Raw genomic sequence first — 23,580 nt, forward strand, 5'->3', positions numbered from 1 at the left:
CGATCGGCGCCGCGAAGGGAGAGCGGCCGCGATGAAAGCGAAGTGTCGACGATCGGCGCACCGGTCGCGCCGCGTTCGGAATATGGCTAGCCGTTTACGAAATCGGCCAGCCGCACGGTCCGATATCGGCTCAAAATTGCCGGATCACATTCAGGAACGCGTCGCCCCACGCGTCGAGCTTCTTGCCCCCGACGCCCGGGATGTCCGCCAGCGCGCTCCGCGTCGCCGGCCGCTCGCTCGCCATCGCGCGCAGCACCGCGTCGTGGAAGATCACATAAGGCGGGACATTTGCCTCGGCCGCGAGTTCGCGCCGCATCGCGCGCAGCGCATCGAACAGCGGATCGCCGACCGGGTTCGGCGTCGCACTGGCGCCGCCGCGCGAGGCGCGCTGTGTCCGCTTCACCGGCGGTTCGGCCATCAGCACCGCGGTTTCGCCCTTCATCATCGCGCGCGCCGCGGGACCGAGCATCAGTCCGCCATGCTCGGTGGTGTCGAGCGCCTCGCGCGCCATCAGCGAGCGGACCAGCGGCTTGATCAGCCGCGCCTCCTCGCCCGCGACGATCCCGAACACCGACAATTTATCGTGTCCGCGGCTCGCGATCCGCTCGTCGCTGCGCCCGGTCAGCACCGCCTCGATATGCCCCGCGCCAAAGCTCTGCCCGGTGCGATACACCGCGCTGAGCAGTTTCTGCGCGAGGATCGTCGCGTCAACCTGCGCCGCGGGTTCGAGGCAATTGTCGCAATTGCCGCAGCGCTCGGGCGGGTTCTCGCCGAAATGGCGCAGCAACAGCGCGCGGCGGCACTCGACCGTCTCGACCAGCGCCGCGAGCGCGTTCAATCGCACCCGCTCGCCCGCTACGCGCGCCTCGGGCAATTCGGACAGCCGCATCCGCGCGCGCGCAAAATCGTCGGCGCCCCACAGCATCATCGCCTCGGCAGGGTCGCCGTCGCGCCCCGCGCGCCCGGTTTCCTGATAATAGCTCTCGATCGACTTCGGCAGCCCGGCATGCGCGACGAAGCGCACATCGGGCTTGTCGATGCCCATGCCAAACGCGACCGTCGCAGTGACGATACCGTCCTCCGACGCGACGAAATCATGCTGGACCTGCGCGCGCCGTTCGGGATCGAGCCCGGCGTGATAGGCCGCGACCCTGCGCCCGGTCGCCGCCGCGATCTGTTCGGCAAGCCGCTCGGTGCCGTTACGCGTTGGCGCATAGACGATCCCCGGCCCCGGATTGGCGGCGATGAAATCGACGAGTTGCTTCGCCGGGCTCACGCGCGGGCGGATCGCGTAACGGATGTTCGGCCGGTCGAAGCCCGCGAGGATCAGGCCATCGGCCGGGATGCCGAGCTGGACAAGGATATCCTCGCGCGTGTGCTTGTCGGCCGTTGCCGTGAGGGCCAATCGCGGCACCGCCGGAAAGGCGTCGAGCAGTGGGCGCAGCAGGCGATAATCGGGGCGGAAATCATGCCCCCATTCAGACACGCAATGCGCTTCGTCGATCGCGAACAGCGCGGGCGTCTGCGCTTCGAGCAGCGTACGGAAACCCTCGCCCGTCGCGCGCTCTGGCGCGACATAGAGCAGGTCGAGCTGGCCGTCGCGATACGCCTGCCGCGTGTCGGCCCAGTCGGCGTCGACGCTGGTAAGGCTCGCGGCGCGAATCCCCGCCGCGCGCGCGCCGCGCAGCTGGTCGTGCATCAGCGCGATCAGCGGCGACACGACGACGACGCATCCGTTCAGCGCGACCGCGGGCAATTGATAGGTCAGCGACTTGCCTGCGCCCGTCGGCATTACCGCGAGCGTGCGCTCGCCCGCCATCACCCGGCCCACAACCTCGCCCTGACGCCCGCGAAAGGCATCGAAACCGAAGGTGGATTTGAGCAAGGGGAGGAGAGCGTCGGCGGACATCGTGCCGCCGCGATAGGCAAGATGGCGAAGCGGGGGAAGCCCTTAAGCGAGCGTCAGCATCGCCCGCTCGGCCATCCGCGACGCGGTCTCGCGTTCGGCCATAACGACATGGTCGGCGCCGCGGCGGACAAGGTCGGTGACCTCTTCGTCCGAATGCGCGCGCGCGACGATAACCAGCTGCGGATTGATCGCGCGCGCGCGCCGCACGATGGCCCCCGCCTCAACCCCCTCGGGGATCGCGATCAGCAGCGTCGCCGCCTCGTCGAGTCCGGCCTGCCGCAGGACGCTTTCCTTCGTCGCATCGCCGACGATCACCGTCGCGCCCGCCTCGCGCGCCGCCGCGGCCATGTCCTTCTGGTCCTCGATCACCGTCAGCCCCTCGCCTCGCCCGCAGATCAGGCTGCCGATATGGCTGCCGACGCGGCCATATCCGATCAGGACAACGCCGGCGTTGCACGCGGGGGCGACCTCTTCGTCCGTTGCCGCCACCGCCTCCTCGGATTCCTCGGCACGGAGGCGCTTGACCGCCAAGGTGAAGAGGATCGGGTTGAACAGGATCGAGAGGAGCGACCCCGCGAGGATCAGGTCGCGCCCGGTTTCGGGCAGCACCTTCAGCCCGACGCCAAGCCCTGCAAGGATAAAAGAGAATTCGCCGATCTGCGCCAGGCTGACCGAAATCGTGAGCGCGGTCTGCGACTTGTGACCAAAGGCGCGGACCAGCGCAAAGGCGGCCACCGACTTACCGACGACGATGATCGCCACGGTCGCGATCACCGGCCCCGGCTGCTCGACGAGTACCATCGGATCGAACAACATGCCGACCGAGACGAAGAAGAGCACCGCGAAGGCGTCGCGCAGCGGCAGCGTCTCTTCGGCGGCGCGGCGGCTGAGCTGCGTCTCGCCGAGGATCATCCCCGCAAAGAAGGCGCCCAGCGCGAAGGACACGTCGAAAATGACCGCCGCGCCGAACGCAACCCCCAGCGCGATCGCAAGCACCGCGAGACGGAACAGTTCGCGCGACCCCGAATGCGCGACCCAGTGGAGCACCCACGGCAGAACCCGCCGCGCGATCACGAACATGAAGGCGACGAAGCCGACGACCTTGACGAGCACGATCCCCGCCGATTGCAGCAGCCCTGCGGAGCCGCCCTCATCGCCGCGCGACCCGAACATCGCGGGCAGCAGTACGAGCGCAAGCACCATGACCAGATCCTCGACGATGAGCCAGCCGACCGCGATTCGTCCCTTTTCGGTCTCAACCATGTCGCGCGCCTGCAGCGCGCGTAGCAGCACGACGGTCGATGCGACCGAGAGCGCGAGTCCGAAGACGATACTGCCCTCGACCGACCAGCCGAGCCACAGCCCGAGCATCATGCCGAGCGCGGTCGCGACGGCGATCTGTGCGATCGCCCCCGGCACCGCGATCTTGCGCACCGAAAGCAGGTCCTTGAGCGAAAAATGCAAGCCCACCCCGAACATCAGCAGGATCACGCCGATCTCGGCGAGCTGGAGCGCGAGCCCGGTGTCGGCGACGAACCCCGGCGTAAACGGCCCGACCATCACCCCCGCGAGCAAGTAGCCCGCGATCGGCGAGATTTTGAGGCGGTGTGCTAACGCCCCCATCAGGAAGGCGACGCCCAGACCGGCGACGATGGTTCCGATCAGGCTGGTGTCATGTGGCATGACCCCTTGCGTAAAGGGCGCGGGCGGAACGGGTCAACCCAAGGCAAGTAATTTAGTTGCGATTGCCTATCCCGGCCGCTCGACCTAGCCTCATGCGATGCCCAACGGACCCGAACAGGCCGCCTATTGGCGCGATTTCGTGATCGCCCGCTGCGCTTATCCCAATGCGGCGCGGCTGGCGGCGCAGTTCGACGGCGCCGAACTGGCGGATTTTTGCGCGTGTGGGTGCAACAGCTTCGGCGTCCGGGTGCAAACGGGCACGCCGCCGCTCGCCCGCAAAACCAAATCGGGCGGCGTCGTTTTCAACGCCGATTTCGCCGTGACCGCCGACCGCCAGCTCGAAATCATGCTGTCGGTCGACGACGCCGGCAACCTCGACCGGGTCGATGTCAGCTGCAACGGCAACAGCCATCCGGTGCCGCACGCGATCCCGATCGACCTCGAACCCTATCACATCTGGGCGTCGGACAGGCTGATCGCCTGACCCGCGCGGTCAGGCGTCGACGGTACCCTCGTCGCGCTCGGCCTGCTGCCGCGCCCACATGTCGGCGTAGAGTCCGCGCATCGCGAGCAGCTGGTCGTGCGTGCCCGTCTCGGCGACGCGCCCTTTTTCCAGCACGATGATCCGGTCGGCGCCCGTGACCGTCGACAGGCGGTGCGCGATCACCAAGGTCGTGCGCCGTGCCGCGATGCGGTCGAGCGTGTCCTGGATCGCCGCCTCGGTCCGGCTGTCGAGCGCGCTCGTCGCTTCGTCCAATATCAGCACCGGCGGGTTCTTGAGCAGCGTGCGCGCGATTGCGACGCGCTGTTTCTCGCCGCCCGACAGTTTGAGCCCACGCTCGCCGACCTCGGTATCATAGCCTTGCGGCAGCAGCGCGATGAAGGTGTCGATCGCGGCGCCCTCGGCCGCCGCGGCAATCGCGTCGGCACCCGCGCCTTCGCGGCCATAGGCGATATTGTAACCGATCGAATCGTTGAACAGCACCGTGTCCTGCGGGACGATGCCGATCTCGGCGCGCAGGCTTTTCTGCGTGACCGCTGCGATATCCTGACCGTCGATCAGGATGCGCCCGCCCTGCGGATCATAGAAACGGAACAGCAGCCGCGCGATCGTCGACTTGCCCGCGCCCGACGGCCCGACGATCGCCAGCGTTTCGCCCGCGCCGACGGCGAAGCTCACGCCATTCAGGATCGTCCGGTCGGACTCGTAGCCGAACACCACATTCTCGAACGTCACCGCGCCGCCGTTCACGACGAGCGGCCAGGCATCGGGCGCATCGGAAATCTCGGGCGGGGTGTCGATCAGGCGGAACATCGCCTCCATGTCGATCAGCCCCTGCCGGATCACGCGATAGACCATGCCGAGCATGTCGAGCGGGCGGAACAGCTGTGCGAGCAACGTGTTCACCAGCACCACGTCGCCGACCTTATATTCACCCGTCGACCAGCCCCACACCGTATAGGCCATCGCCCCGGCGAGCGCGGCGTTGGTGATCAGGCTCTGCCCGATGTTGAGCCAGGCGAGGCTGTTCTCGCTCTTGACCGCGGCGCGCGCATATTGGTCGGCGACGTCACGATAGCGCGCTTCTTCACGCTCCTCGGCGCCGAAATATTTGACCGTCTCGTAATTGAGCAGGCTGTCGACGCTGCGCCCGATCGTCAGCGTATCGAGGTCGTTCATCCGCGTGCGCAGCGCGTTGCGCCAATCGGTCACCTTACGCGTGAAGATGATATAGACGACGACCATCAACGCGGTCGCGCTGGCGAGGCCGAAGCTGAACTTGGTCCAGAAGATGATCAGCACCGCCGCAAGCTCGATGATCGTCGGCGCGATGTTGAACAGCAGGAAGTAAAGCATCGTGTCGATGCTCTTCGTCCCGCGCTCGATCACCTTGGTGACCTCGCCCGTCCGCCGCGCGAGGTGGAAGCGCAGCGAAAGCGCATGCAGGTGGCTGAAGGTCGCGATCGCCAGCTCGCGCGTCGCATCCTGCCCGACGCGCTCGAACACCACATTGCGGAGGTTGTCGAACAACACCCCGGCAAAGCGTGCCCCGGCATAGGCGAGCACCAGCCCGATCGCGAGCGCGACGCCCTCCTCCATCCCCGGCGCCATCTTGTCGATCGCGGCGCCATAGAGGAAGCCCATCGACAGCTGCACGCCCTTCGACGCGAGCACGATCAGCGCGGCAAGGACGATGCGGATCTTGTGCCCGCGATTTCCCGCCGGCCACAGATAGGGCAGGAAACGCTTCAGCGTCGCGAGGACGGGCGGTTCGCGCGAGGCGTCGGCGGAGGTGCTGCTGTCAGGAGGCATGGACGCCCCATGTAGGGGGCGAATGCCGTTCCGCCAACGGGGCTAGCGCGATTCGCGATACCCTGCGTGACGAATGATCCGGTCGATCAGGCGCCGTTCTTCGGATGTCGGGGTCGGGATGATCGCGGCGGGCGGCTCTTGACGCCGGCCGAATATCGGGCGCCGGGGCGGAACGAGCGGGGAAAAGCGCATGGGGGTTCGCTTCCATTGAGCGGCCGCCCCCCGGCACCGCGGTGATCTGGTCCCACGCCCTTGGTGAAGGCGCGTGGTTGCAGATCCGTCAATCGCTGTGGTTACTGCTTTCTTTCCGGTACCGTGAAGGTGCCGGTGACGCGCCCGCCGGTGCCGCCCGCCACGGGATTGCCGTCGGGTCCGCGCGCCGCGCCGCGCCCGTCGACCGTCGCGCGGCCACTCGTCAGGTCGATCACCAGCCGCCCGCCGCGCAAATGGTTGCCGCGCTGGCGCAACTCGACATTGCCGACCATCGTGATCAGGCGGCGGTCGAGGTCATAGATCGCGACATTGCCCTTCGCGGTCTCGTCGCCCTTCACCACCGTCACACCCCCGGTCGCGTCGAGCCGGTTGACGTCGGTGCCGCCCGAGCGCGTATAGGCGACGGTCATCCGCGGCGCGGTGACCGTCAGTCCGGCCTGCGTCACGCGGACATTGCCCGCCAGAACGACACGGTCGGCGCGGTCCTGCACCTCGATGCTGCCCGCGGCGAAATCGACCGGCGCGTTGCTATTGTGATTGGCGAGCGCCTGCGCGTGCGCGGCGTCGCCGCCGCCCGCCGACAGGAGGGCGAGGCTGGTCAGGGCGAAGCCTGCTCCCGCGAGCGCCATGCTCTTCATGGTCCAAAAACGGTTCATTTGAGCGCTCCCTGATTGATCCGCAGCCGCGCATTGCCTTGCAGGCGCACGACGCGCTGGTCGAGGTCGGCGGACAGCTGGTTGGCGGAAAATTGCCCGATGTTCAGGCTGCCGTTGACGCCGCCCTGTCCCAGCAGGCTGCGTGTCTTGAGGTCGACCGCGACATTGCTCGCGTCGATGCGATAGCCGTTCGCGCTCTTGACCTGCACCGTCCCCGGCACCGCGACCTTTTCGGTCTCCATATTATAGGCACCGTCGCGCGCGACGATCGTCGCCGGGCCGTCGGCGAGCTTGATCGCCCCAGAGAGGTCGGTCATCCGCACGATCGGCTCGGCCGAGCTTTTCTGCACCGCGCTTCCCGCGAGCAGCGCGAACGGCTGCCCCTTCGCGTCCTGGCCGCGATATTCGGCGCGCGTCACCTTCATCCGCTCGCTCGCCATGTCGACCTTGTCCTTGGACAACAGGAAGCTGATTTCGGCGCGCTGGGTGAAGGGCGAAAAGACGAGCACCGCGGCGACGACGCCGATCACGAGCGGCAGGCCGAAACGCAGGATGCGCACCAGCCGGTCGTGGCTCGACCCGCTGGCCGCCCACATCTGGCGCATCGTGCGGTCAAGATCGGCGCGTTCGGACATCCATCAAAGCCTTGTGCGAATCACTTTCAGCTATGCGCGAAAATATCGGTCTCGGGCCAGCCGGCGAGGTCGAGTGCTGCGCGCGTCGGCAGGAAATCGAAACAGGCCTGCGCGAGTTCGGTGCGCCCCTCGCGCGCGAGACGCGCGTCGAGGATGCCCTTCATCGCGTGCAGGAAGCGCACGTCGCTCGCGGCATAATCGCGCTGCGCGTCGCTGAGTTCGGCGGCGCCCCAGTCGCTCGACTGCTGCTGCTTCGATACTTCCTGACCGAGGAGTTCGCGCACCAGTTCCTTGAGGCCATGGCGGTCGGTGTAGGTGCGGACCAGCTTCGAGGCGATCTTGGTGCAATAGACGGGCGCCGTCACGACGCCGAGCGCCTGCTGCAGCGCCGCAATATCGAAGCGAGCAAAATGAAACAATTTCAATCGGTTGGTGTCGGTCAATATCGCCTTCAGCACCGGCGCGTCATAGCTGCTGCCGGGCTTGAAGCGCACGAGGTGCTCGTCGCCCGACCCGTCGCTGATCTGGACGAGGCACAGCCGGTCGCGCAGCGGGTTCAGCCCCATGGTCTCGGTATCGATCGCGACCGCGCCGGGACCCAGCACGCCCTCGGGCAGATCTTCTTCGTGGAAATGGACAGTCATAGCGCCGCCTTAGGCCAAGCCGCCCCGCCGCTCAATGACTGGTTTTCGCGCAGGCCAAGGGCGCCGCCGCGGCAGCGGCAAATCGTGCAAAATCCGGCATCGCCTTCCTGAAATTTTCTGTTCGCAGCCTGTGGACAATTAGGCTATATCTTGCGCCCTTGGTGGCATGGGGCGAGTCCGTGCCTGAGGTGAACTGCGTCCCCGTCCGGCGCAATGAGCCGGTTGAATGGGGTGTGGACGACCGAAAGCGACTAACAGACTATGAGTTTCAACAAGGATCGGCGCGGCCAGCGTGGACGCGGCAAGCGCGATGATTTCGGCAATTTCGACAGCTTCGAACCTGCACCCTACGGCGGCGACAGCTATGGCGGCGGCAACCGCGGCGGCGGTTTCGGCGATCGCGGCGGCTTCGGCGGCGGTGATCGTGGCGGCTTCGGCGGCGGCGACCGCGGCGGCTTCGGCGGCGGCGATCGTGGCGGCGGCTTCGGCGGCGGACGCGGCGGCGGCATGCCGGCGCAGGTTGTCGGCGAAGGCAATGGCACGGTGAAATTCTTCAACCCGTCGAAGGGCTTCGGCTTCGTCGCACGCGACGACGGCGGTGAAGACGTGTTCGTGCATATCAGCGCGGTCGAGCAGGCAGGCCTCCAGGGTCTGGCTTCGGGCCAGCCGCTCGGCTTCACGCTCGTCGAACGCAACGGCAAGGTGTCGGCGATCGACCTCAAGATCGAAGGCGAACCGCTGCCGATCGAAGAATTCGCCCCGCGTCGCGACGATCGCGGTGACCGTCCGGCTCCCGGCGGCGCCCGCGGCCGTCGCCAGCTCACCGGCGAACGCACCTCGGGCACGGTGAAATTCTTCAACACGACGAAGGGCTTCGGCTTCATCGCGCGCGACGACGGACAGGCCGATGCCTTTGTCCATATCAGCGCGGTGCAGCGCGCCGGCATGGCGGGCCTCGACGAAGGCGACCGCGTCGCTTTCGACATCGAAGTCGACGACCGCGGCAAGTTCGCGGCGGTGAACCTGCAGCCGCATCAGGACTGATCGGCAGCACGACCAAAACGGAAAGGGCGGCCCTCGGGCCGCCCTTTTTGTTTGGGCGTCACAGTATCGAAGGTGATCGGCGGCAATCGGCCGATTGCGGACGATAGAGATGTGAACCCCGGCGAAAGCCGGGGTCCAGAATTCCAACGCTGGCTTGGCTTTTCCGCACTCGGCCCCGGCTTTCGCCGGGGTTCACGAGAGGACAGCTCCCACCCAAAAAGCCGCCGCCGCACCCCGATGTGTATTATCCGAACAAAACCCCTTGCCAAGCATGCGCTACAAATGTAGCACGCTACAAATGTAGCGCATGAGGTGAGTCGCATGTTGTCCAGTTTGCCCCCGCGGGAACGCGAAATCGTCGATATCCTGTACGAGCGCGGTGCGTCGACGGTGACCGAGATCGGCGAGGCGCTCGCCGACGAATTGTCGGGTTCGGCGATCCGCGCAATGCTGAAACGGCTCGAGACGAAGGGCTTCGTCGTGCGCGAACAATCCGAGCGCGGCTTCGTCTATGCGCCGAGCGTGTCGGACAAGACCGCGCGCAAGTCGGCGCTGAGCCAGGTCGTGCGTGTCTTTTTCAACGGATCGGCGACAAGCGCCGCCGCCGCCCTCCTCGGTATGCAGGACGAGATGAGCAATAGCGAACTCGACGAACTCGAACAGATGATCGCCAAAGCGCGCGAAGGGAGAGGGTGATGTTGACCACCGCCATGTTGCTGGGCCTCGCCTGGAAATCGATCGTCGTCGCGGCGCTGACGCTGGGGCTGCTCCGCCTCGCGCGCTGGCGTTCGGCGGGCGAGCGGTCGATGATCGCGCATATGGGGCTTGCGGCGCTGCTCGCCTTGCCCGCGGCGATCCTTTTGCTGCCGCAATGGGTACCGCTGCCCGCGACCTGGTTCGCCGCGCCCGCCGCCGAAATGGTATCAACAGGGGGATCGGCGATCGATCCGGCCCCCGCCGCGACGTCAGTCCCTGTCGTGGTCGAAAGCGCCGGATCGACGCCGGTCGTTGCCGAATGGAGCGACCTTGCCCCCTTTCTCTATCTTGCCCCGCTCGCGCTGCTGTTTGGAATGATGGCGCTTGCGGTGGTGCGGCTGTTCGCGATGCGCGGGCGCGCCGAAATATTGGTCGAACGGTCGTGGCTGTCGGCACTGGCCGAAGCGCAGCGGCGCATGGGGTTCAAACATGGCACCGCGCTGCTCGTCAGCAACGAATTGCGCTCGCCGATCAGCTGGGGCGTGCTGCGCCCGACGATCGTGCTGAGCCCCAAGGCTGTCGCGGCATCGGGTGAGGCCGAGGCGATCATCGCGCACGAGCTCGCGCATGTCGCGCGGCTCGACTGGGCGAAGCTGCTCGGCGCGCGCGTCGCCTGCGCGGTCTTCTGGTTCAATCCGCTGGTGTGGATGCTGGCGCGTGAGAGCCATCAATTGCGCGAGGAAGCCGCCGACGACGCCGTGCTGATGGCCGATATCGACGGCCCCGACTATGCGACTTTGCTGGTCGGAGCGGCGCGGCACGACAATCAGGGCGCGCTGCTCGCGGCGCATGGCGTCGCGCCGGGCAAGGACAGCCTGAAGCGCCGGATCACCCGCGTCCTCGACGGCAGCCTGAAGCGCGGCCCGGCGAGCGCGAGCTGGATGCTGATGAGCCTTGTCGTGCTGGCGGGAATCACCGTGCCGCTCGCCGCCTTTTCGGCGACGGCCAAGCCCGGGGCGGCGGCGGAAGTCCACGCCGGCGCCGCCTCGACCGTCACCCGCGAGGCGACGACCATGACGTCGCAATCGGCGGCGGTCGCGAAAAGCGATGCCGACGACGACGCAGCGGCGGCCGCCGCGACCGCAAAGACGCTGAGCGCCGATGAGTTGGTGAGCATGCGCGCGGTGGGGGTGACCCCCGAATATGTCGCGCAGATGCGTGAGCATGACGGGTCGATGACCGCCGACGAGATCATCGGTGCGAAGGCGGCCGGCGTCGATCCCGCCTATATCAAAACGATGCGCGGTATCTTCCCGGGGGTCGATATCGACGAACTGGTCGGCGCGTCGGCGCTGCACATCGAGCCGAAATTCGCGCGCGACATGAAATCGCATTTTCCCGACATCGGCATCGACGATGTGATCGCGCTCCGGGCGATGGGCATCGATTGCGACTTCGTCACCGACATGCAGAAGGCCGGCGTGAAGATGCGTAGCGCCGACGACGCGATCGAATTGCGCGCGACGGGCGGGTTCCGGCCCGTCGCGAAGCCGCGGCCGGCAGCGACGCCGCGCCCTGTCGCGAAAGCCATGCGCGGCGACAATGTTGCGATTGTCGACATGGAGCGCGGGGTGATCGAGGCGCGCCGCGGCGATGGCCGGACCGCACGGATCGAATTCCCACAGGCGCCCGAACCGCCCAGGCCGCCAGCGCGCGACTGACGTTCGGACATTCGTCCGCACCGACGGACGATTAATCGAAACCTGATTCAAAATTGCCGTTGCGACGGCGAGCGATGACGCTCGCCCGGCGCACGGAGGGAGGAGTGCACCAATGAAAGCCCTGTATCTTGCCGGCACCGCCGCGCTGCTGTCGATCCTCGCCTGTGCGGCGCCGACCGCGGCCGCCGACCCGCTCGTCCTGACCGATGTGCGCTGGGTCGCCGAACCCGCCAGCGGAAAGAAGGGCGCGCCGCGCGTCCGCATCCAGCACCAGCGGTCGAGCAGCGATCGGACACTCGATGGCGCACGGGCCGACTTCGCCGAAGCGCAAGCGGCGCTGGGCCGCGCGACGCCGGGGCCGGTCAGCTTCGCGGTCACGCACGATGCGGGGACGCTGTCGTGCACCGGCACGCTGACACGCGCGTTCGAAGGCAAGGGCGCGTGCCGCTTTACCTCGAACCCCGGATTCGAGCGCGCCTTGAGCGAGCGCGGGCTTGTCCCCGACCGGCGCGCAACCTTGCTGGCGATGCTGATGGTCGACGCGACGATCGACCTCGCCGATGGCCTGACGCGCGAGGGGGTGCGGCCGAAGGACGCCGACGACCTGATCGCGGCGGCGGCGCTCGACGTGCGGCCCCAATATATCCGCGACCTCAAATCGGAGGCGCTGGTGCTGACCGATGTGGAGGATGCCATCGCGTGCAAGGCGCTGGGCGTCGACGGCGCCTATGTGCGCGGGCTTGCCGCGGCGGGGTACCGGAAGCTGAGCGCGAACGAGGTCGTGAGCATGAAGGCGATGGGGGTCACCGCTGATTATGCGCAGGCGATGAACCGCGCCGCCAAGGGGACCGGCAAGTGATGCGATGGACGAGCCTAGCGGCCATCGCCGCCGCGCTTTCGACGCCCGCATGGGCGCAGGAAACGGCGGCGCCGACAGGCGACACCCCGCCGCCCGCGCCGGCCGAGATCGCGGCGAGCGCTTCGAACGCGGCGCGGCAGGTGTATGCGCCCGCCGAATTCACGCGCTACGCGCCGAAGAACGCCTATGACATGCTGATCCAGGTTCCGAGCTTCCAGATCCGCGACAACGAAAATCTGCGCGGGTTGGGACAGGCGACGGGCAATGTGCTGTTCAACGGCGAGCGGCCGTCGAACAAGGCCGACGACATGTATACCCAATTGTCGCGCATCCCCGCCGGCAATGTCGAGCGGATCGAGATCGTCGATGGCGCGACGCTCGACATCCCCGGCCTGTCGGGACAGGTCGCCAATATCGTCTATCGCGCCGACGCCTTTTCGGGGCAGTTTTCGTGGAAGCCCGAGTTTCGCGCGCATTATACCGACCCGCTGTTCACCCGCGCCGACGTGTCGGTGCGCGGCCGCACCGGGGCGGTCGAATATGAGGTCGCGCTGAACAACGACGATTCGGCGCGCAGCGGCGCGGGCGGCCCGACGCTGATCTATGATGGCGCGGGCAATATCATCGAACGGCGCAAGGACATCTGGAACACCCATTATGACACGCCGAAGCTGTCGGGGCGCATCACCTGGGACCCCGCCGGCGATACGGTGGCCAATCTCGGCGGCCATTATCAGCGCAAGTATGACCGCTATTACGAGGATGGCGTGCGAACGGGTCCCGGCCTGCCCGATCGGGTGCGCACCGTGTATGAAAATGCCGACAGCTGGAATTACGAGATCAGCGGCGACTATCAGTTCGGGCTGGGGCCGGGCAAGCTGAAGCTGATCGGCCTGCGGCGTTTCAGCCACGAACCCTACCGGCAAGAGATTGTCACGACGCCCGCGGGCGGCATTGCGACCGGCGATCGCTTTGCGCAGACGGGCGATATCGGCGAGACGATCGGGCGCGGCGAATATCAGTGGAAGATGTTCGGCGGCGACTGGCAATTGTCGGGCGAAGCGGCGTTCAACACGCTCGACAATGTGGCGTCGATCGCGGTGCTCGATCCGACGGGGGCGTGGGTCGACCAACCCTTCGAAGGCGGTACCGGCGGGGTGAGCGAGGATCGCTACGAGGGGCTGCTGAGCTTCGGGCGCAAGCTGACCGACAAACTCAATTTCCAGATCATCGCCGGCGCCGAACATTCGACGATCACCCAGACCGGAATGAACGGCCTGACGCGCAGCTTTTTCCGGCCCAAGGGCTCGATATCGCTCGCGTGGACCCCGTCGCCCGATTTCGACATCTCGGTCAAGCTGCGCCGCCGCGTACTCCAGCTCAGCTTCTATGATTTCCTTGCGCGCGCGTTCCTGAACGACGGGAACCAGAATGAGAGCAACAACGACCTCCGGCCGCAGCAGGACTGGACCTATGAGGCCGAGATCAACAAGAAATTCGGCGCGTGGGGTTCGACCAAGATCATCCTGATCTATCGCGACGTCGAGGATCGCGTCGACGTCATCCCGATCGGCACCAATGGCGAGGCGGTCGGCAATATCGCCAAAGCCAAGGCGGGCGCGATCGACTGGACCGCGACGATCAACCTCGATCCCGCCGGGGTCAAGGGCATGAAGCTCGAACCGCGGCTATTGCTGCAGAAAAGCTCGCTTCGGGATCCCTTTACCGGCGAGAAAAGGCAGTGGAACGGCTTCACCGACACGGTGATCAGCCTCGGCCTGCGCCACGATATCCCCGGCAGCGACTGGGCGTGGGGCGGCGACGCCGAATATGCGCACTACCAGCCCAATTATCGACGCACGCAGGTCGACAAGGTGTGGGAAGGGCCGGTCTGGGCGTCGGTGTTTGTCGAGCATAAGGATGTGCTGGGCTTGACCGTCCGCGCGTCGATCCGCAACATCGCCAATGCCCGGTCGAAACGCGACCGCACCGCCTATACGGGGGTGCGCGGCGAAAGCCCGGTGAGCTTCGTCGAGGAACGCGACCGGTTGATCGGCCCGATCTTCTCCTTTTCGGTGCGCGGGAAATTCTGAGCGGATAAGGCAGTGCGATGACGAAGCGCCGCATCAAGATCTATTTCGACGGCGGGTGCCGCCCCAACCCGGGAAAGATGGAAACCGCGGTCGTGACGGGCGGCGCTGCCGTGGTCGTGCGCGACGCAGGGATCGGCAGCAGCATGGACGCCGAGTGGCTCGCGCTGATCGCGGCGCTGCGGCTGGCACAGGACCTGGGGTTGACGAACTTCATCCTGCTCGGCGACGCGGCGGCGGTGGTCGCGCAGGCGAACGGCATGGTGCGCGCCCGCGACGGGACGGCGGCGCATCTGGCCAATTTCCTCGCGCTCGTCGGCGACGGACCGATGCCGAGCGTGCGGCACATCAAGCGGACGCAGAATCTGGCGGGAATCGCGCTGGCGCGGCAGAGATTGCTGTAAATCCGGATCATCACTTGTTAAGCGCCGGCGCCTATCCTTGGCCGACCCAATGGACACCAGCGCGTTGAAGCCGACCCATCCCTTGCCCGTTCATCACAGCTGGCCGCTGTACGAGCGCGACCGCTTTTTCGAACTGGGCCAGCTTCATGGGGGCGATACGCTGGACCCGGTTCCCGACCTGGTCGACGTCGTTGTCCCCGTGCGGCCCGCGCGGCTCGGCCAATGGCAATGCGACCTGACCGACAACAACCGGCTAGACTGGTCGGACGAAGTCTATGACATTTTCGGCATTCCGCGCGGGGCGGCCGTCACGCGCCACGAAGCCGTTGCGCTCTATGCCGAAGGGTCGCGCGCGGCGATGGAGAAGCTGCGCGCCTATGCGATCAGGCATCGGCGCGGTTTCACGCTCGACGTCGAAATCAGGCCCGTGCAGGCGCCGCGCCGGTGGATGCGGCTGATCGCGGCGCCGGTCTGCGTCGGCGACAATGTCGTCAGGCTGCACGGGCTGAAATTCCTCGTGCCCAGCTCGGGCGGTCCCGAATTTTGAACCGATCGATCAACCGGGCCTGAGAAACCACCGTTCTGGCAGTATTGGCGGAGGCTTTCGTTGACGCGCCCGCGCCTTCGACGCAGCGATCAACGGGCAGACGCCGGGCGCGCCGAAGGGCGAGCCGCGTCTGATGATTCCGTCAATTCCCGAAGGCATTCGCCCTGCATATGAAGTTTTTTAATCGGTTTGCGTCGGCCGCGCACAACATGGCCATCGATCTCGGTACGGTGAACACTGTCGTATATTTGCGGGACAAGGGCATTGTATTGAACGAGCCGTCGGTCGTTGCGCTCGAGACGCGTGACGGCGTTCGCCGCGTCAAGGTCGTCGGCAACGAAGCCAAGTTGATGATGGGCAAGACCCCCGACAATATCCAGGCAATCCGGCCGCTCCGCGACGGCGTGATCGCCGACATCGACGTCGCCGAACAGATGCTGAAGCATTTCATCGACAAGGCGCAGGGCGGCGCGAGCCGTTTTGCGCAGCGCAGCCATGTCGTCATCTGCGTCCCGTCGGGGTCGACGATGGTCGAACGCCGCGCGATCCGCGACGCCGCGACCAATGCGGGTGCGGTGTCGGTGCAGCTGATCGAGGAATCGCTCGCCGCCGCGATCGGCGCCGGGCTGCATGTCACCGAGCCGCGAGGCGCGATGGTCGTCGACATCGGCGGCGGCACCACCGAGGTTGCGGTGCTGTCGCTGAGCGGCGTCGCGTACAGCACGTCGGTGCGCGTCGGCGGCGACAAGATGGACGAGATGATTTCCTCGTCGATCCGCCGCCGCCACAATCTGATGATCGGCGAGATGACCGCCGAGCGCGTCAAGCTGACGATCGGCTGCGCAACCCCGCCCAAAGGCGACGGCATGGTCATGGGGGTCAAGGGCCGCGACCTCGTCACCGGCCGTCCTGCAGAGGTCCGCGTGACCGAGGCAGAGATCGCCGAAGCGCTCGCCGAGCCCGTCGGGCAGATCGTCAGCGCGGTGCGCGCCGCGCTCGAACAGACGCCGCCCGAACTGTCGGCCGATATCATCGACGAGGGCATCACGCTGACCGGCGGCGGCGCGCTGCTGCGCCGGATGGACGACGCGATCGCGCGCGCGACCGGGCTGCCGGTGGCGGTCGCCGACGATGCGCTGATCTGCGTCGCGATGGGCGCCGGGCGCGCGTTCGAGGACCGCGCCTATCATGGGGTGCTGATCGCGGCGTAACCCCGGGTCAGGCGTAGGCGTCGATCGCCGCGAGGTGCCGCGCCTTGTCGGCGTCGCCGAGGAACGATCCGGTGAAGCTGTTGCGCGCCAAGGTCAGCAGCTCATCCTTCGACAGGTCGAGCGCGTCGGCGACCGCCCGGTAATTGGCGTTCACATAGCCGCCGAAATAGCTGGGATCGTCGCTGTTCACCGTCGCGGCGAGGCCGGCGCCGAGCATGATCTTGAGCGGATGGTCGGCGATGTCGCCGACGACGCAAAGCTTGAGGTTCGAGAGCGGGCAGACGGTCAGCGTCATGCCTTCGGCCGCAAGGCGCGCGACGAGCGCGGGATCTTCGAGGCTGCGGTTGCCATGGTCGATGCGGTCGACTTTCAGAAGGTCGAGCGCTTCGTGGACATAGGCGGGCGGGCCTTCCTCGCCCGCGTGCGCGACGATCTTGAGGCCGAGGCCGCGGGCGCGCGCAAAGACGCGTTCGAACTTCGCGGGCGGGTGGCCGACCTCGGAGGAGTCGAGGCCGACGCCGTGGATCCGGCCCAGAAACGGCAGGGCTTCGTCGAGCGTCGCCTCGGCCTCGGCTTCGCTGAGGTGACGGAGGAAGCACATGATGAGTTTCGACGTCATGCCATAGCTGGCTGCCGCGTCGTCGAGTGCGCGCGTGATGCCGGCAATGACGGTCTCGAACGCGACGCCGCGTGTCGTATGGCCCTGCGGGTCGAAGAAGATTTCGACATGGCGAACCGCGTCGGCGTGCGCGCGCGCCAGATAGGCGGCGGTCAGGTCGTAGAAATCCCGCTCGCGGTGGAGGACGCCCATGCCCTGATAATAGATGTCGAGAAAATCTTGAAGGTTCGAGAAGGCGTAGGCGGCGCGCACTTCCTCGACGCTGGCGAAGGGGATCGCGACATTGTTGCGCTGCGCGAGTTCGAACATCAGCTCGGGTTCGAGTGAGCCCTCGATATGGAGGTGGAGTTCGGCCTTGGGCAGGCCGGCGATGAAGGCGGCACGCTCTTCCACCGATGCAAACCCGTCAGCCATCGGATTTCCCCTCTTCGCGCAGGATGATCGCCGCCTCGGGCTTATGCTCGCGGATCTCGTCGATCGTCAGCCCGTCGACCTCGTGCGGGAAGATCAGCCACTGGTCGGTTTCGTGGACGAAGAAATCGGGACGGAGGTCGGTGACGTTGCGACCCGGCTTGAACCAGACGGTCGCGATACGGATGTCGCGCGGCATATTGTGGCGGCAGCGCGCCTTCAGCTCGGCGATGAAGGCGCGGATGCTGCGCCCGCTGTCGAAGACGTCGTCGATGATGAGTAGCCGGTCCTCGGGATTCAACGTGTCGATCAGATAGCCCAGCGCGAAGACTTTGACGTGCGCATCCTGCTTGTCGATGCCGTGGTAGGACGAGGTACGGATCGCGATATGGTCGCAATGCTGGCCGTGATAGTCGAGCAGTTCCTGCACCGCGATCCCGACCGGCGCGCCGCCGCGCCAGATGCCGACGAGGTGTGTCGGCTGGAAGCCGCTATCGAGCACCTGCATCCCGAGCCGGAAGGAATCGGCGAGCAGGTCGTTCGCGCTGATGAAGATCTTCTCGCCGCTCATTTCGGGTTCGCCGATCCTGTTACCGCTTGGCCGCGATATAGCGCGTTACCTGCTCTTCGAGAATATCGAGCGGGAGCGCGCCTTCGCTCAGCACCGCTTCGTGAAAGTCGCGGATGTCGAAGCGCGGACCGAGTTCGCTTTCGGCGCGTTTGCGCAGCTCGGCGATCCTGAGCTGGCCGACCATGTAGCTCGTCGCCTGACCCGGCCAGTTGAAATAGCGGTCGACCTCGCGCGCGATATCGGTGTCCGACACCGAGCTGTTCGCCTTGAAGTAAGCGATTGCCTGTTCGCGCGTCCAGCGCTTCGAATGGATGCCGGTGTCGAGCACCAGCCGGATCGCGCGCCACACCTGCAGCGACAGCATGCCGAAGCGGTCATAGGGGGTCTTGTAGACGCCCATCTCGTTCGCAAGCCGCTCCGAATAGAGCCCCCAGCCTTCCATATAGGCGCCGTAACCGCCGAACTTGCGGAATTTCGGGATGCCCGCGAGTTCCTGCTGGCGCGCGATCTGGAAATGGTGGCCCGGCGCGCCTTCGTGCGCGGCGATCCCGGCGACCTGCACCTTCTGCGTCTGGTTCATGTCGACGAGGTTGACATAATAGATGCCGGGGCGCGCCCCGTCGGCCGACGGCGGGTTGTAGAAGGCGGTCGATGCCGTCCGCTCGCGCCATTTCTCGACCGCGCGCACTTCGAGCGCCGCCTTCGGCAGCACCCGGAAATAGTGCGGCGCGGCGTCCATCACCGATGCGATCACCGCGCGCGCGTCGGCGAGATAGGTTTCGCGGCCGGCTTCGGTGTTCGGATATTTGAACTGCGGATCGGTGCGGATGTGGTCGAAAAATTGCTCGAGCGTGCCGGTGAAGCCGACCTCGCGCTTGATCGCCTCCATCTCGCCGCGGATAGCCGCGACCTGGGCAAGTCCGAGGTCGTGGATCTGGTCGGCGGTCAGGCTCGTGGTGGTCGAGCTTTTCAGCCGGTCGGCATAATAGGCCGCACCATCGGGCAGGTTCCACGCGCCGAAATTGCCCTTCGATTTCGGTTCGATTTCATCGATCGCGGCGACGAGCGTGGTGTAGCCATGTTTGAAGGGCCCGGTCAGCGCGGCGCTGGCGTCGGCGATCAGCTTCGCCTTCGTCGCCGCGGGGGCGTCGAGCGCATCGACCTTTTTGCGGAAATCGGCCATCAGCGTCGAATCGGCGCCGCCGTCGAAGGGCGCGCCGGTGACGATTTTCAGCGCGTCGGCGCGCGCGGGCGCGAAATTGACCTTGTTGGGGACGATCCCCGCCGCCGCCTGTTCGCGCATCGTCGCCGCGACTTCGCGCATCACGCGGTCGGTGTCGCGCAGGCGCGCGATATAGGCCTCGGCATCGGCGACGCTGTCGACCTTGTGATTGTTGATCAGCAGCACGGGGATCGCGCCCGCGGGGCTGCCGTTGGTCGAGACGGGAAAGCGGAGGTTGCGGAAGCGGAGCGATTCGCGCCCGCGTTCGACCTCATATTCGAACAGGCGAAAGCTCACGCGCGCGCTTTCGCCGAGCTGGCCGGGCTGGAAGCGCGCGCGCATGTCCCTGAGCTGGCGTTCGGCGAGCTCCTGCTCGCGCACCGATGCGGCGTCGGTGTAATCGTCGAGCTTGCCATAGTTGGTCTTGAGCCCGAGCTGCGTCTGCGATTCGGGGCTGAGCGCCAGCCGTTCGTCGAATGCCTGATCGAGGAACGCGAGCAGCGCCTGATCCTGCGCGCCGGCTTGCGGTGCCGCCTGTGCGAAAGCGGGCGCGGTCAGCGGAGCGAGCGGCAGGACGGGGAGCAGCATCAGGGCAACGGCAAGGCGCATCGGGATCTCCTATCGAATGAAGGGCTTGTCGCGCAGTGCCGGGCCGGGCGCAATAATATTTCAGCGGCCGTTTATCGTCGTGCGGTGCAGATGACTGGATTGGGCTAGGGAGCTGCCCTTTCGCCGGGGTGCACAATGTCCCCAACCGGTCGAAACCCGCAATCGCCGCCCCTTATTTCCGCGACGCGGCGCTCCGGTCGCGGATCGCCTTGAACTCGCTGCCGTCCTTCCAGCCCGGCCATTTGGCCGAGCGCGCGAGTTCGTCGCCGATCGTGTAGAAGACCGAAATATCCTGAACCGCACCATCGAGGTTCCAGCTTTCGTCCCACGCGTCGCAGGCCTGATGATAGCATTTGCCGGTATAGGCATCGACCCACGCCTGTCCGGCGGGCTTGCCGCCCTCGACGAGATCGGAGGCGCCCGCAATGCCCATCATCAAGAGGACGGGGACGCCGCGCTTGGCCATGCTGAAATGGTCGGCGCGGTAGAAGAGCCCGCGTTCGGGGAGGCTTTCGACGCTGACGGTGCGGCCTTGGGTCGCGGCGACGCGCGCGAGATCATCCTCCAGACTGCCCTGCCCCTTACCGACGAGGATGACGTCCTTTGCCTTGCCCGCAGTTTGCAGGATGTCGAGGCCGAGGTTGGCGACGGTCTTTTCGACCGGGAAGATCGGGTTTTGGGCGTAGGCTTCCGAGCCGAGCAGCCCGCGTTCCTCGGCGGTCCAGAAGGCGAAGGCGATCGTGCGGTCGGGCGCGGGCGCCACCTTGAACAGCCGCGCCATCTCGAACAGCCCCGCGACGCCGAGCGCGTCGTCGTTGGCGCCGGCGCGGTAGATGCGGCCCTTTTCATCGGGCGCGCCCTCGCCATAGGCGTCCCAGTGCGCGCCGTACATCACGACCTCGTCCGCGCGTTTCGTGCCGGGGATTTTCGCGAGGACATTCTGGCTCTGCACCACCGCCTGCGTCACGGGGATCGCGGCGTTGAAGCTGGTGCCGAGGTCGACGGGTTTGAAATCCTTGCGGCGGGCGGCGGTGCGCAGCTTCGCGAGATCCTGCCCGGCGCCCGCAAACAGGCTCGTCGCGGTTTCGCCCGAAATCCATCCCTGCAGCGCGAGGCTCGTGACCTTTTCGGGGGGCATGACGAGGCCGTAATTTTCACCGCCCGGTGCTTTGACGACGTTCCAGCCATAGCCGACGCCGTCGGTATCGTGGACGATCAGCGCGGCGACCGCGCCGCGGCGTGCGGCTTCCTCGAACTTGTAGGTCCAGCGGCCATAATAGGTCATCGTCCGGCCGCCGAACTTGCCGAACGCGTCCTCGCCCTTCGCCGCGACGAAATCGGGGTCGTTGATCAGAAAGACCGCGACCTTGCCCTTCAAATCCTGTCCCTTGAAATCGTCCCAGCCGCGTTCGGGCGCTGATACGCCGTAACCGACGAAGACGAGCGGGGCGTTTTCGACGACCGCGCGGTCCTTGGGCTGGAGCGTCGAGACATAGATGTCGGTGCCGAAGGCGAGCGGCGTCGCACTGCCCTTGCGGCCGAACGCCAGCGTCGTCGGGGTGCCGAGCCGCGTGTGGAGGAGGGGCACGGGCTGGGTCCAGCCGCCGTCGGTACCGGCGGGTTCGAGCCCCAGCGCCTGCAGGCGGCCGATCAGATAGCCGATCGTCCGTTCCTCGCCCACCGTGCCGGGCGCACGCCCCTGAAACTGGTCGGAGGCGAGCGTGCGGACGGTTTCGGTGAGGTTCGCGGCGTCGATGCCCGATTGGGCCGCGGCGGGGGCGGCGATGGCAGCGACGAGAAAGGCGGCGGCAAGACGGTTTTTCATGGTCGCTTTCCGGTGATCAGCGGTCGAGGCAGCGTTTGAGATAGGCGCGTGCGCCGACAAAGTCGCGCATTTCCACCTCCATCGGCGCGGTGTTTTCGAAGGTAAGAGACAGGGCGAAGTCGGCGGGGAATTTGTCGAGATTTTCGACATGACCCAGCGGGACATTGTGCCACATGCGGTCTTCGCCGATCGCGAAGCTGGTCACTTCGACCTCTCCGCCGCCCATTCCTGCGATTTCGAGCTTTGCCTTGCGCGGTTCGAGTTCGCGCGTTTCGTCCTTTGCCAGCGGCTTCGGATCGCTGGCCCGGGCGCGGGCGGCGATCGCGACGTTCATATTGTTCGTGTCGCTGGCGACCGCCAATGTCCAGGCGTCGTCCATTCCGCCGGTGTCATTCCATGTGACGGTGCATTGCATCTTTCCCCTCCACGGCGGATCGGCGGTATCACCGGGTTGGGCGGCAAGCATCAGGAGCGGCATGAGCGCCGTGGCGGAGAAGAAGGGCATGATCTTGTTTCCCGTTTCGGGTTTGGAAACCGGCTCTTAGCATGACCGGGCGCGTTGTGAACCGCTGCGGCGGTGACGACCGCAACCTAATGCGTTAGGGGCCGGTGATGACTTCCAAACGGCCCGTTTCGATTTCCCGCCGCGCGCTGGCCGCGGCCGGTGCGCTCGCGCTGGCGGGGTGCGGGTCGAAGCAGCCGCTGCGCGTGATGGCGTGCGACGCAGCTCCCGCCGCGCCGGTGCGGGTGGCGGCCGACGGGCAAACGGCGACCGCGACGCTGTCGGTGCTGACCTATAATCTCGAGGGGCTCGGCTGGCCGGCGCGCAAGGGGCGGTCGGCCGAACTCAAGGCGATCGGCGAGCGGCTGGCGGCGATGCACGAAGGCGGGACCGGCCCCGACGTCATCCTGTTCCAGGAAATGTTCAGCGGCGCGGCGAAGCGCGCGGTCGCGGCGAGCGGCTATCCCGCGATCGCGCCGGGGCCGCGCCGGACGACACCGCCCTATTTCGCCGATCTCGACAAGATGGCGGGCAGGGCCAAGCCGCTGAAGGGCGAGCTGGGGATCAAGCTCGTCGGCGGCGGGCTGGCGATCGCGTCGCGCTATCCGATCGTCGACAGCGCGCGGGGCGCCTACGGCCGGCGCGCGTGCGCGGGACTCGACTGCCTGTCGAACAAGGGGGTGATGCTCGCCCGCATCGCGATGCCCGGCGTGCCGGTGCCGATCGACATCTATAACACGCATATGAACTCGCGCGGGGCGTCGGGGGTGACGGCGGAGCGCGACGGCGAAGCGCATGCCCGACAGGCGATCGCGGCGTCGGATTTCATCGCGCGGACGCAGGACCTTGCGGCGCCGCTGATTTTCGGGGGCGATTTCAACATGCGCCATTCGGAGGATCGCTGGGCGGGATTTTCTCGATATCATCCGCTGACTTTGGTGCACGAGGCGTGCGTCGACCCCGCGTCGGGATGCGAGGTCAAGATGTCATGGGACGGCGATGCGCCGTGGATGGACACGCAGGACCTGCAATTCTTTGCCGACGGCGAGCGGCTGACGGTGCGCCCGGTGCGCGCCGAGGCGCTGTTCGACGGCGGCGCGAGCGGCCCGCAGCTGTCGGATCACGACGGGTTCCTGGTGACCTATGAACTGCGCTGGCCAGCGGGGATGGCAGCGAAGCGAGGCTGCTAGGGTCG

21 protein-coding genes are annotated in these 23,580 nt (G+C 66.6%); 10 read left to right on the forward strand and 11 right to left on the reverse strand.

The annotated features are described in order from the left end of the window. Positions 1 to 130: 130 nt before the first annotated feature. On the reverse strand, positions 131 to 1,909 hold the full coding sequence (gene recQ, locus VGN62_RS03600) for a DNA helicase RecQ (protein WP_327451267.1): 1,779 nt from the start codon (positions 1,907 to 1,909) through the stop codon (positions 131 to 133). 42 nt (positions 1,910 to 1,951) lie between these two features. Continuing rightward, on the reverse strand, positions 1,952 to 3,592 hold the full coding sequence (gene ybaL / locus VGN62_RS03605; RefSeq protein WP_327451269.1) for a YbaL family putative K(+) efflux transporter: 1,641 nt from the start codon (positions 3,590 to 3,592) through the stop codon (positions 1,952 to 1,954). Between the two features lie 97 nt (positions 3,593 to 3,689). On the opposite strand from ybaL, the gene VGN62_RS03610 reads away from it, so the two are divergent. Next, positions 3,690 to 4,076, forward strand: coding sequence for a hypothetical protein (locus VGN62_RS03610; protein WP_327451270.1), 387 nt, complete (start codon positions 3,690 to 3,692; stop codon positions 4,074 to 4,076). 9 nt (positions 4,077 to 4,085) lie between these two features. On the opposite strand, the gene VGN62_RS03615 is transcribed toward VGN62_RS03610, so the two are convergent. The 4 genes from VGN62_RS03615 to VGN62_RS03630 all read right to left on the reverse strand — a co-directional run bounded on the left by VGN62_RS03615 (position 4,086) and on the right by VGN62_RS03630 (position 8,054). Next, entirely contained in the window at positions 4,086 to 5,906 is a 1,821-nt protein-coding gene (locus VGN62_RS03615) for an ABC transporter ATP-binding protein/permease (RefSeq protein WP_327451271.1), read from the reverse strand. A gap of 293 nt (positions 5,907 to 6,199) precedes the next feature. Continuing rightward, entirely contained in the window at positions 6,200 to 6,775 is a 576-nt protein-coding gene (locus tag VGN62_RS03620) for an LptA/OstA family protein (RefSeq protein WP_327451272.1), read from the reverse strand. Continuing rightward, on the reverse strand, positions 6,772 to 7,410 hold the full coding sequence (lptC, locus tag VGN62_RS03625; RefSeq protein WP_327451273.1) for an LPS export ABC transporter periplasmic protein LptC: 639 nt from the start codon (positions 7,408 to 7,410) through the stop codon (positions 6,772 to 6,774). Before lptC ends, VGN62_RS03620 begins: the two co-directional genes overlap by 4 nt. Before the next feature lie 26 nt (positions 7,411 to 7,436). After that, positions 7,437 to 8,054: a ribonuclease D gene (locus VGN62_RS03630; RefSeq protein WP_327451274.1), complete on the reverse strand. Its 618-nt coding sequence runs from the start codon at positions 8,052 to 8,054 to the stop codon at positions 7,437 to 7,439. Positions 8,055 to 8,315: 261 nt separating this feature from the next. On the opposite strand from VGN62_RS03630, the gene VGN62_RS03635 reads away from it, so the two are divergent. From VGN62_RS03635 to VGN62_RS03670, 8 genes are all read left to right on the forward strand, one after another. After that, entirely contained in the window at positions 8,316 to 9,098 is a 783-nt protein-coding gene (locus VGN62_RS03635; protein WP_327451275.1) for a cold-shock protein, read from the forward strand. 321 nt (positions 9,099 to 9,419) lie between these two features. Continuing rightward, positions 9,420 to 9,794 (forward strand): BlaI/MecI/CopY family transcriptional regulator, encoded by a 375-nt coding sequence (locus VGN62_RS03640; protein ID WP_327451276.1) that lies wholly within the window; start codon positions 9,420 to 9,422, stop codon positions 9,792 to 9,794. Further along, positions 9,794 to 11,515 carry a M56 family metallopeptidase gene (locus VGN62_RS03645; protein WP_327451278.1) on the forward strand — a complete coding sequence of 574 codons (1,722 nt, stop codon included), beginning with the start codon at positions 9,794 to 9,796 and terminating at the stop codon, positions 11,513 to 11,515. The genes VGN62_RS03640 and VGN62_RS03645 overlap by 1 nt, the downstream gene beginning before the upstream one ends. Before the next feature lie 112 nt (positions 11,516 to 11,627). Beyond that, positions 11,628 to 12,374 carry a hypothetical protein gene (locus tag VGN62_RS03650; RefSeq protein ID WP_327451280.1) on the forward strand — a complete coding sequence of 249 codons (747 nt, stop codon included), beginning with the start codon at positions 11,628 to 11,630 and terminating at the stop codon, positions 12,372 to 12,374. After that, a complete protein-coding gene (locus VGN62_RS03655) occupies positions 12,374 to 14,467 on the forward strand; it encodes a TonB-dependent receptor plug domain-containing protein (protein WP_327451356.1) in 2,094 nt (697 codons plus the stop codon). Before VGN62_RS03650 ends, VGN62_RS03655 begins: the two co-directional genes overlap by 1 nt. Before the next feature lie 17 nt (positions 14,468 to 14,484). After that, on the forward strand, positions 14,485 to 14,868 hold the full coding sequence (locus VGN62_RS03660) for a reverse transcriptase-like protein (RefSeq protein ID WP_327451281.1): 384 nt from the start codon (positions 14,485 to 14,487) through the stop codon (positions 14,866 to 14,868). Positions 14,869 to 14,932: 64 nt separating this feature from the next. Further along, a complete protein-coding gene (locus VGN62_RS03665; RefSeq protein WP_327451358.1) occupies positions 14,933 to 15,415 on the forward strand; it encodes a hypothetical protein in 483 nt (160 codons plus the stop codon). Between the two features lie 170 nt (positions 15,416 to 15,585). After that, positions 15,586 to 16,626 carry a rod shape-determining protein gene (locus VGN62_RS03670; RefSeq protein WP_327451283.1) on the forward strand — a complete coding sequence of 347 codons (1,041 nt, stop codon included), beginning with the start codon at positions 15,586 to 15,588 and terminating at the stop codon, positions 16,624 to 16,626. Positions 16,627 to 16,633: 7 nt separating this feature from the next. On the opposite strand, the gene VGN62_RS03675 is transcribed toward VGN62_RS03670, so the two are convergent. The 5 genes from VGN62_RS03675 to VGN62_RS03695 all read right to left on the reverse strand — a co-directional run bounded on the left by VGN62_RS03675 (position 16,634) and on the right by VGN62_RS03695 (position 22,388). Then, positions 16,634 to 17,659 carry an adenosine deaminase gene (locus VGN62_RS03675; protein WP_327451284.1) on the reverse strand — a complete coding sequence of 342 codons (1,026 nt, stop codon included), beginning with the start codon at positions 17,657 to 17,659 and terminating at the stop codon, positions 16,634 to 16,636. Further along, the gene (locus tag VGN62_RS03680) at positions 17,652 to 18,227 is read right to left on the reverse strand and encodes a phosphoribosyltransferase (protein WP_327451286.1); all 576 of its coding nucleotides are present in this window, start codon (positions 18,225 to 18,227) and stop codon (positions 17,652 to 17,654) included. Before VGN62_RS03680 ends, VGN62_RS03675 begins: the two co-directional genes overlap by 8 nt. 19 nt (positions 18,228 to 18,246) lie before the next feature. After that, a complete protein-coding gene (locus VGN62_RS03685; RefSeq protein WP_327451288.1) occupies positions 18,247 to 20,058 on the reverse strand; it encodes a DUF885 domain-containing protein in 1,812 nt (603 codons plus the stop codon). 172 nt (positions 20,059 to 20,230) lie between these two features. Continuing rightward, positions 20,231 to 21,883, reverse strand: a complete 1,653-nt coding sequence (locus tag VGN62_RS03690; RefSeq protein ID WP_327451290.1) for a M20/M25/M40 family metallo-hydrolase — start codon at positions 21,881 to 21,883, stop codon at positions 20,231 to 20,233. A 16-nt stretch (positions 21,884 to 21,899) separates the two neighbouring features. Then, positions 21,900 to 22,388, reverse strand: a complete 489-nt coding sequence (locus tag VGN62_RS03695; RefSeq protein WP_327451292.1) for a hypothetical protein — start codon at positions 22,386 to 22,388, stop codon at positions 21,900 to 21,902. A gap of 107 nt (positions 22,389 to 22,495) precedes the next feature. On the opposite strand from VGN62_RS03695, the gene VGN62_RS03700 reads away from it, so the two are divergent. Beyond that, entirely contained in the window at positions 22,496 to 23,575 is a 1,080-nt protein-coding gene (locus tag VGN62_RS03700) for an endonuclease/exonuclease/phosphatase family protein (protein ID WP_327451294.1), read from the forward strand. Positions 23,576 to 23,580 lie beyond the last annotated feature (5 nt).

It is taken from the genome of Sphingopyxis sp. (assembly GCF_035998905.1).
Classification (GTDB): Bacteria; Pseudomonadota; Alphaproteobacteria; order Sphingomonadales; family Sphingomonadaceae; genus Sphingopyxis.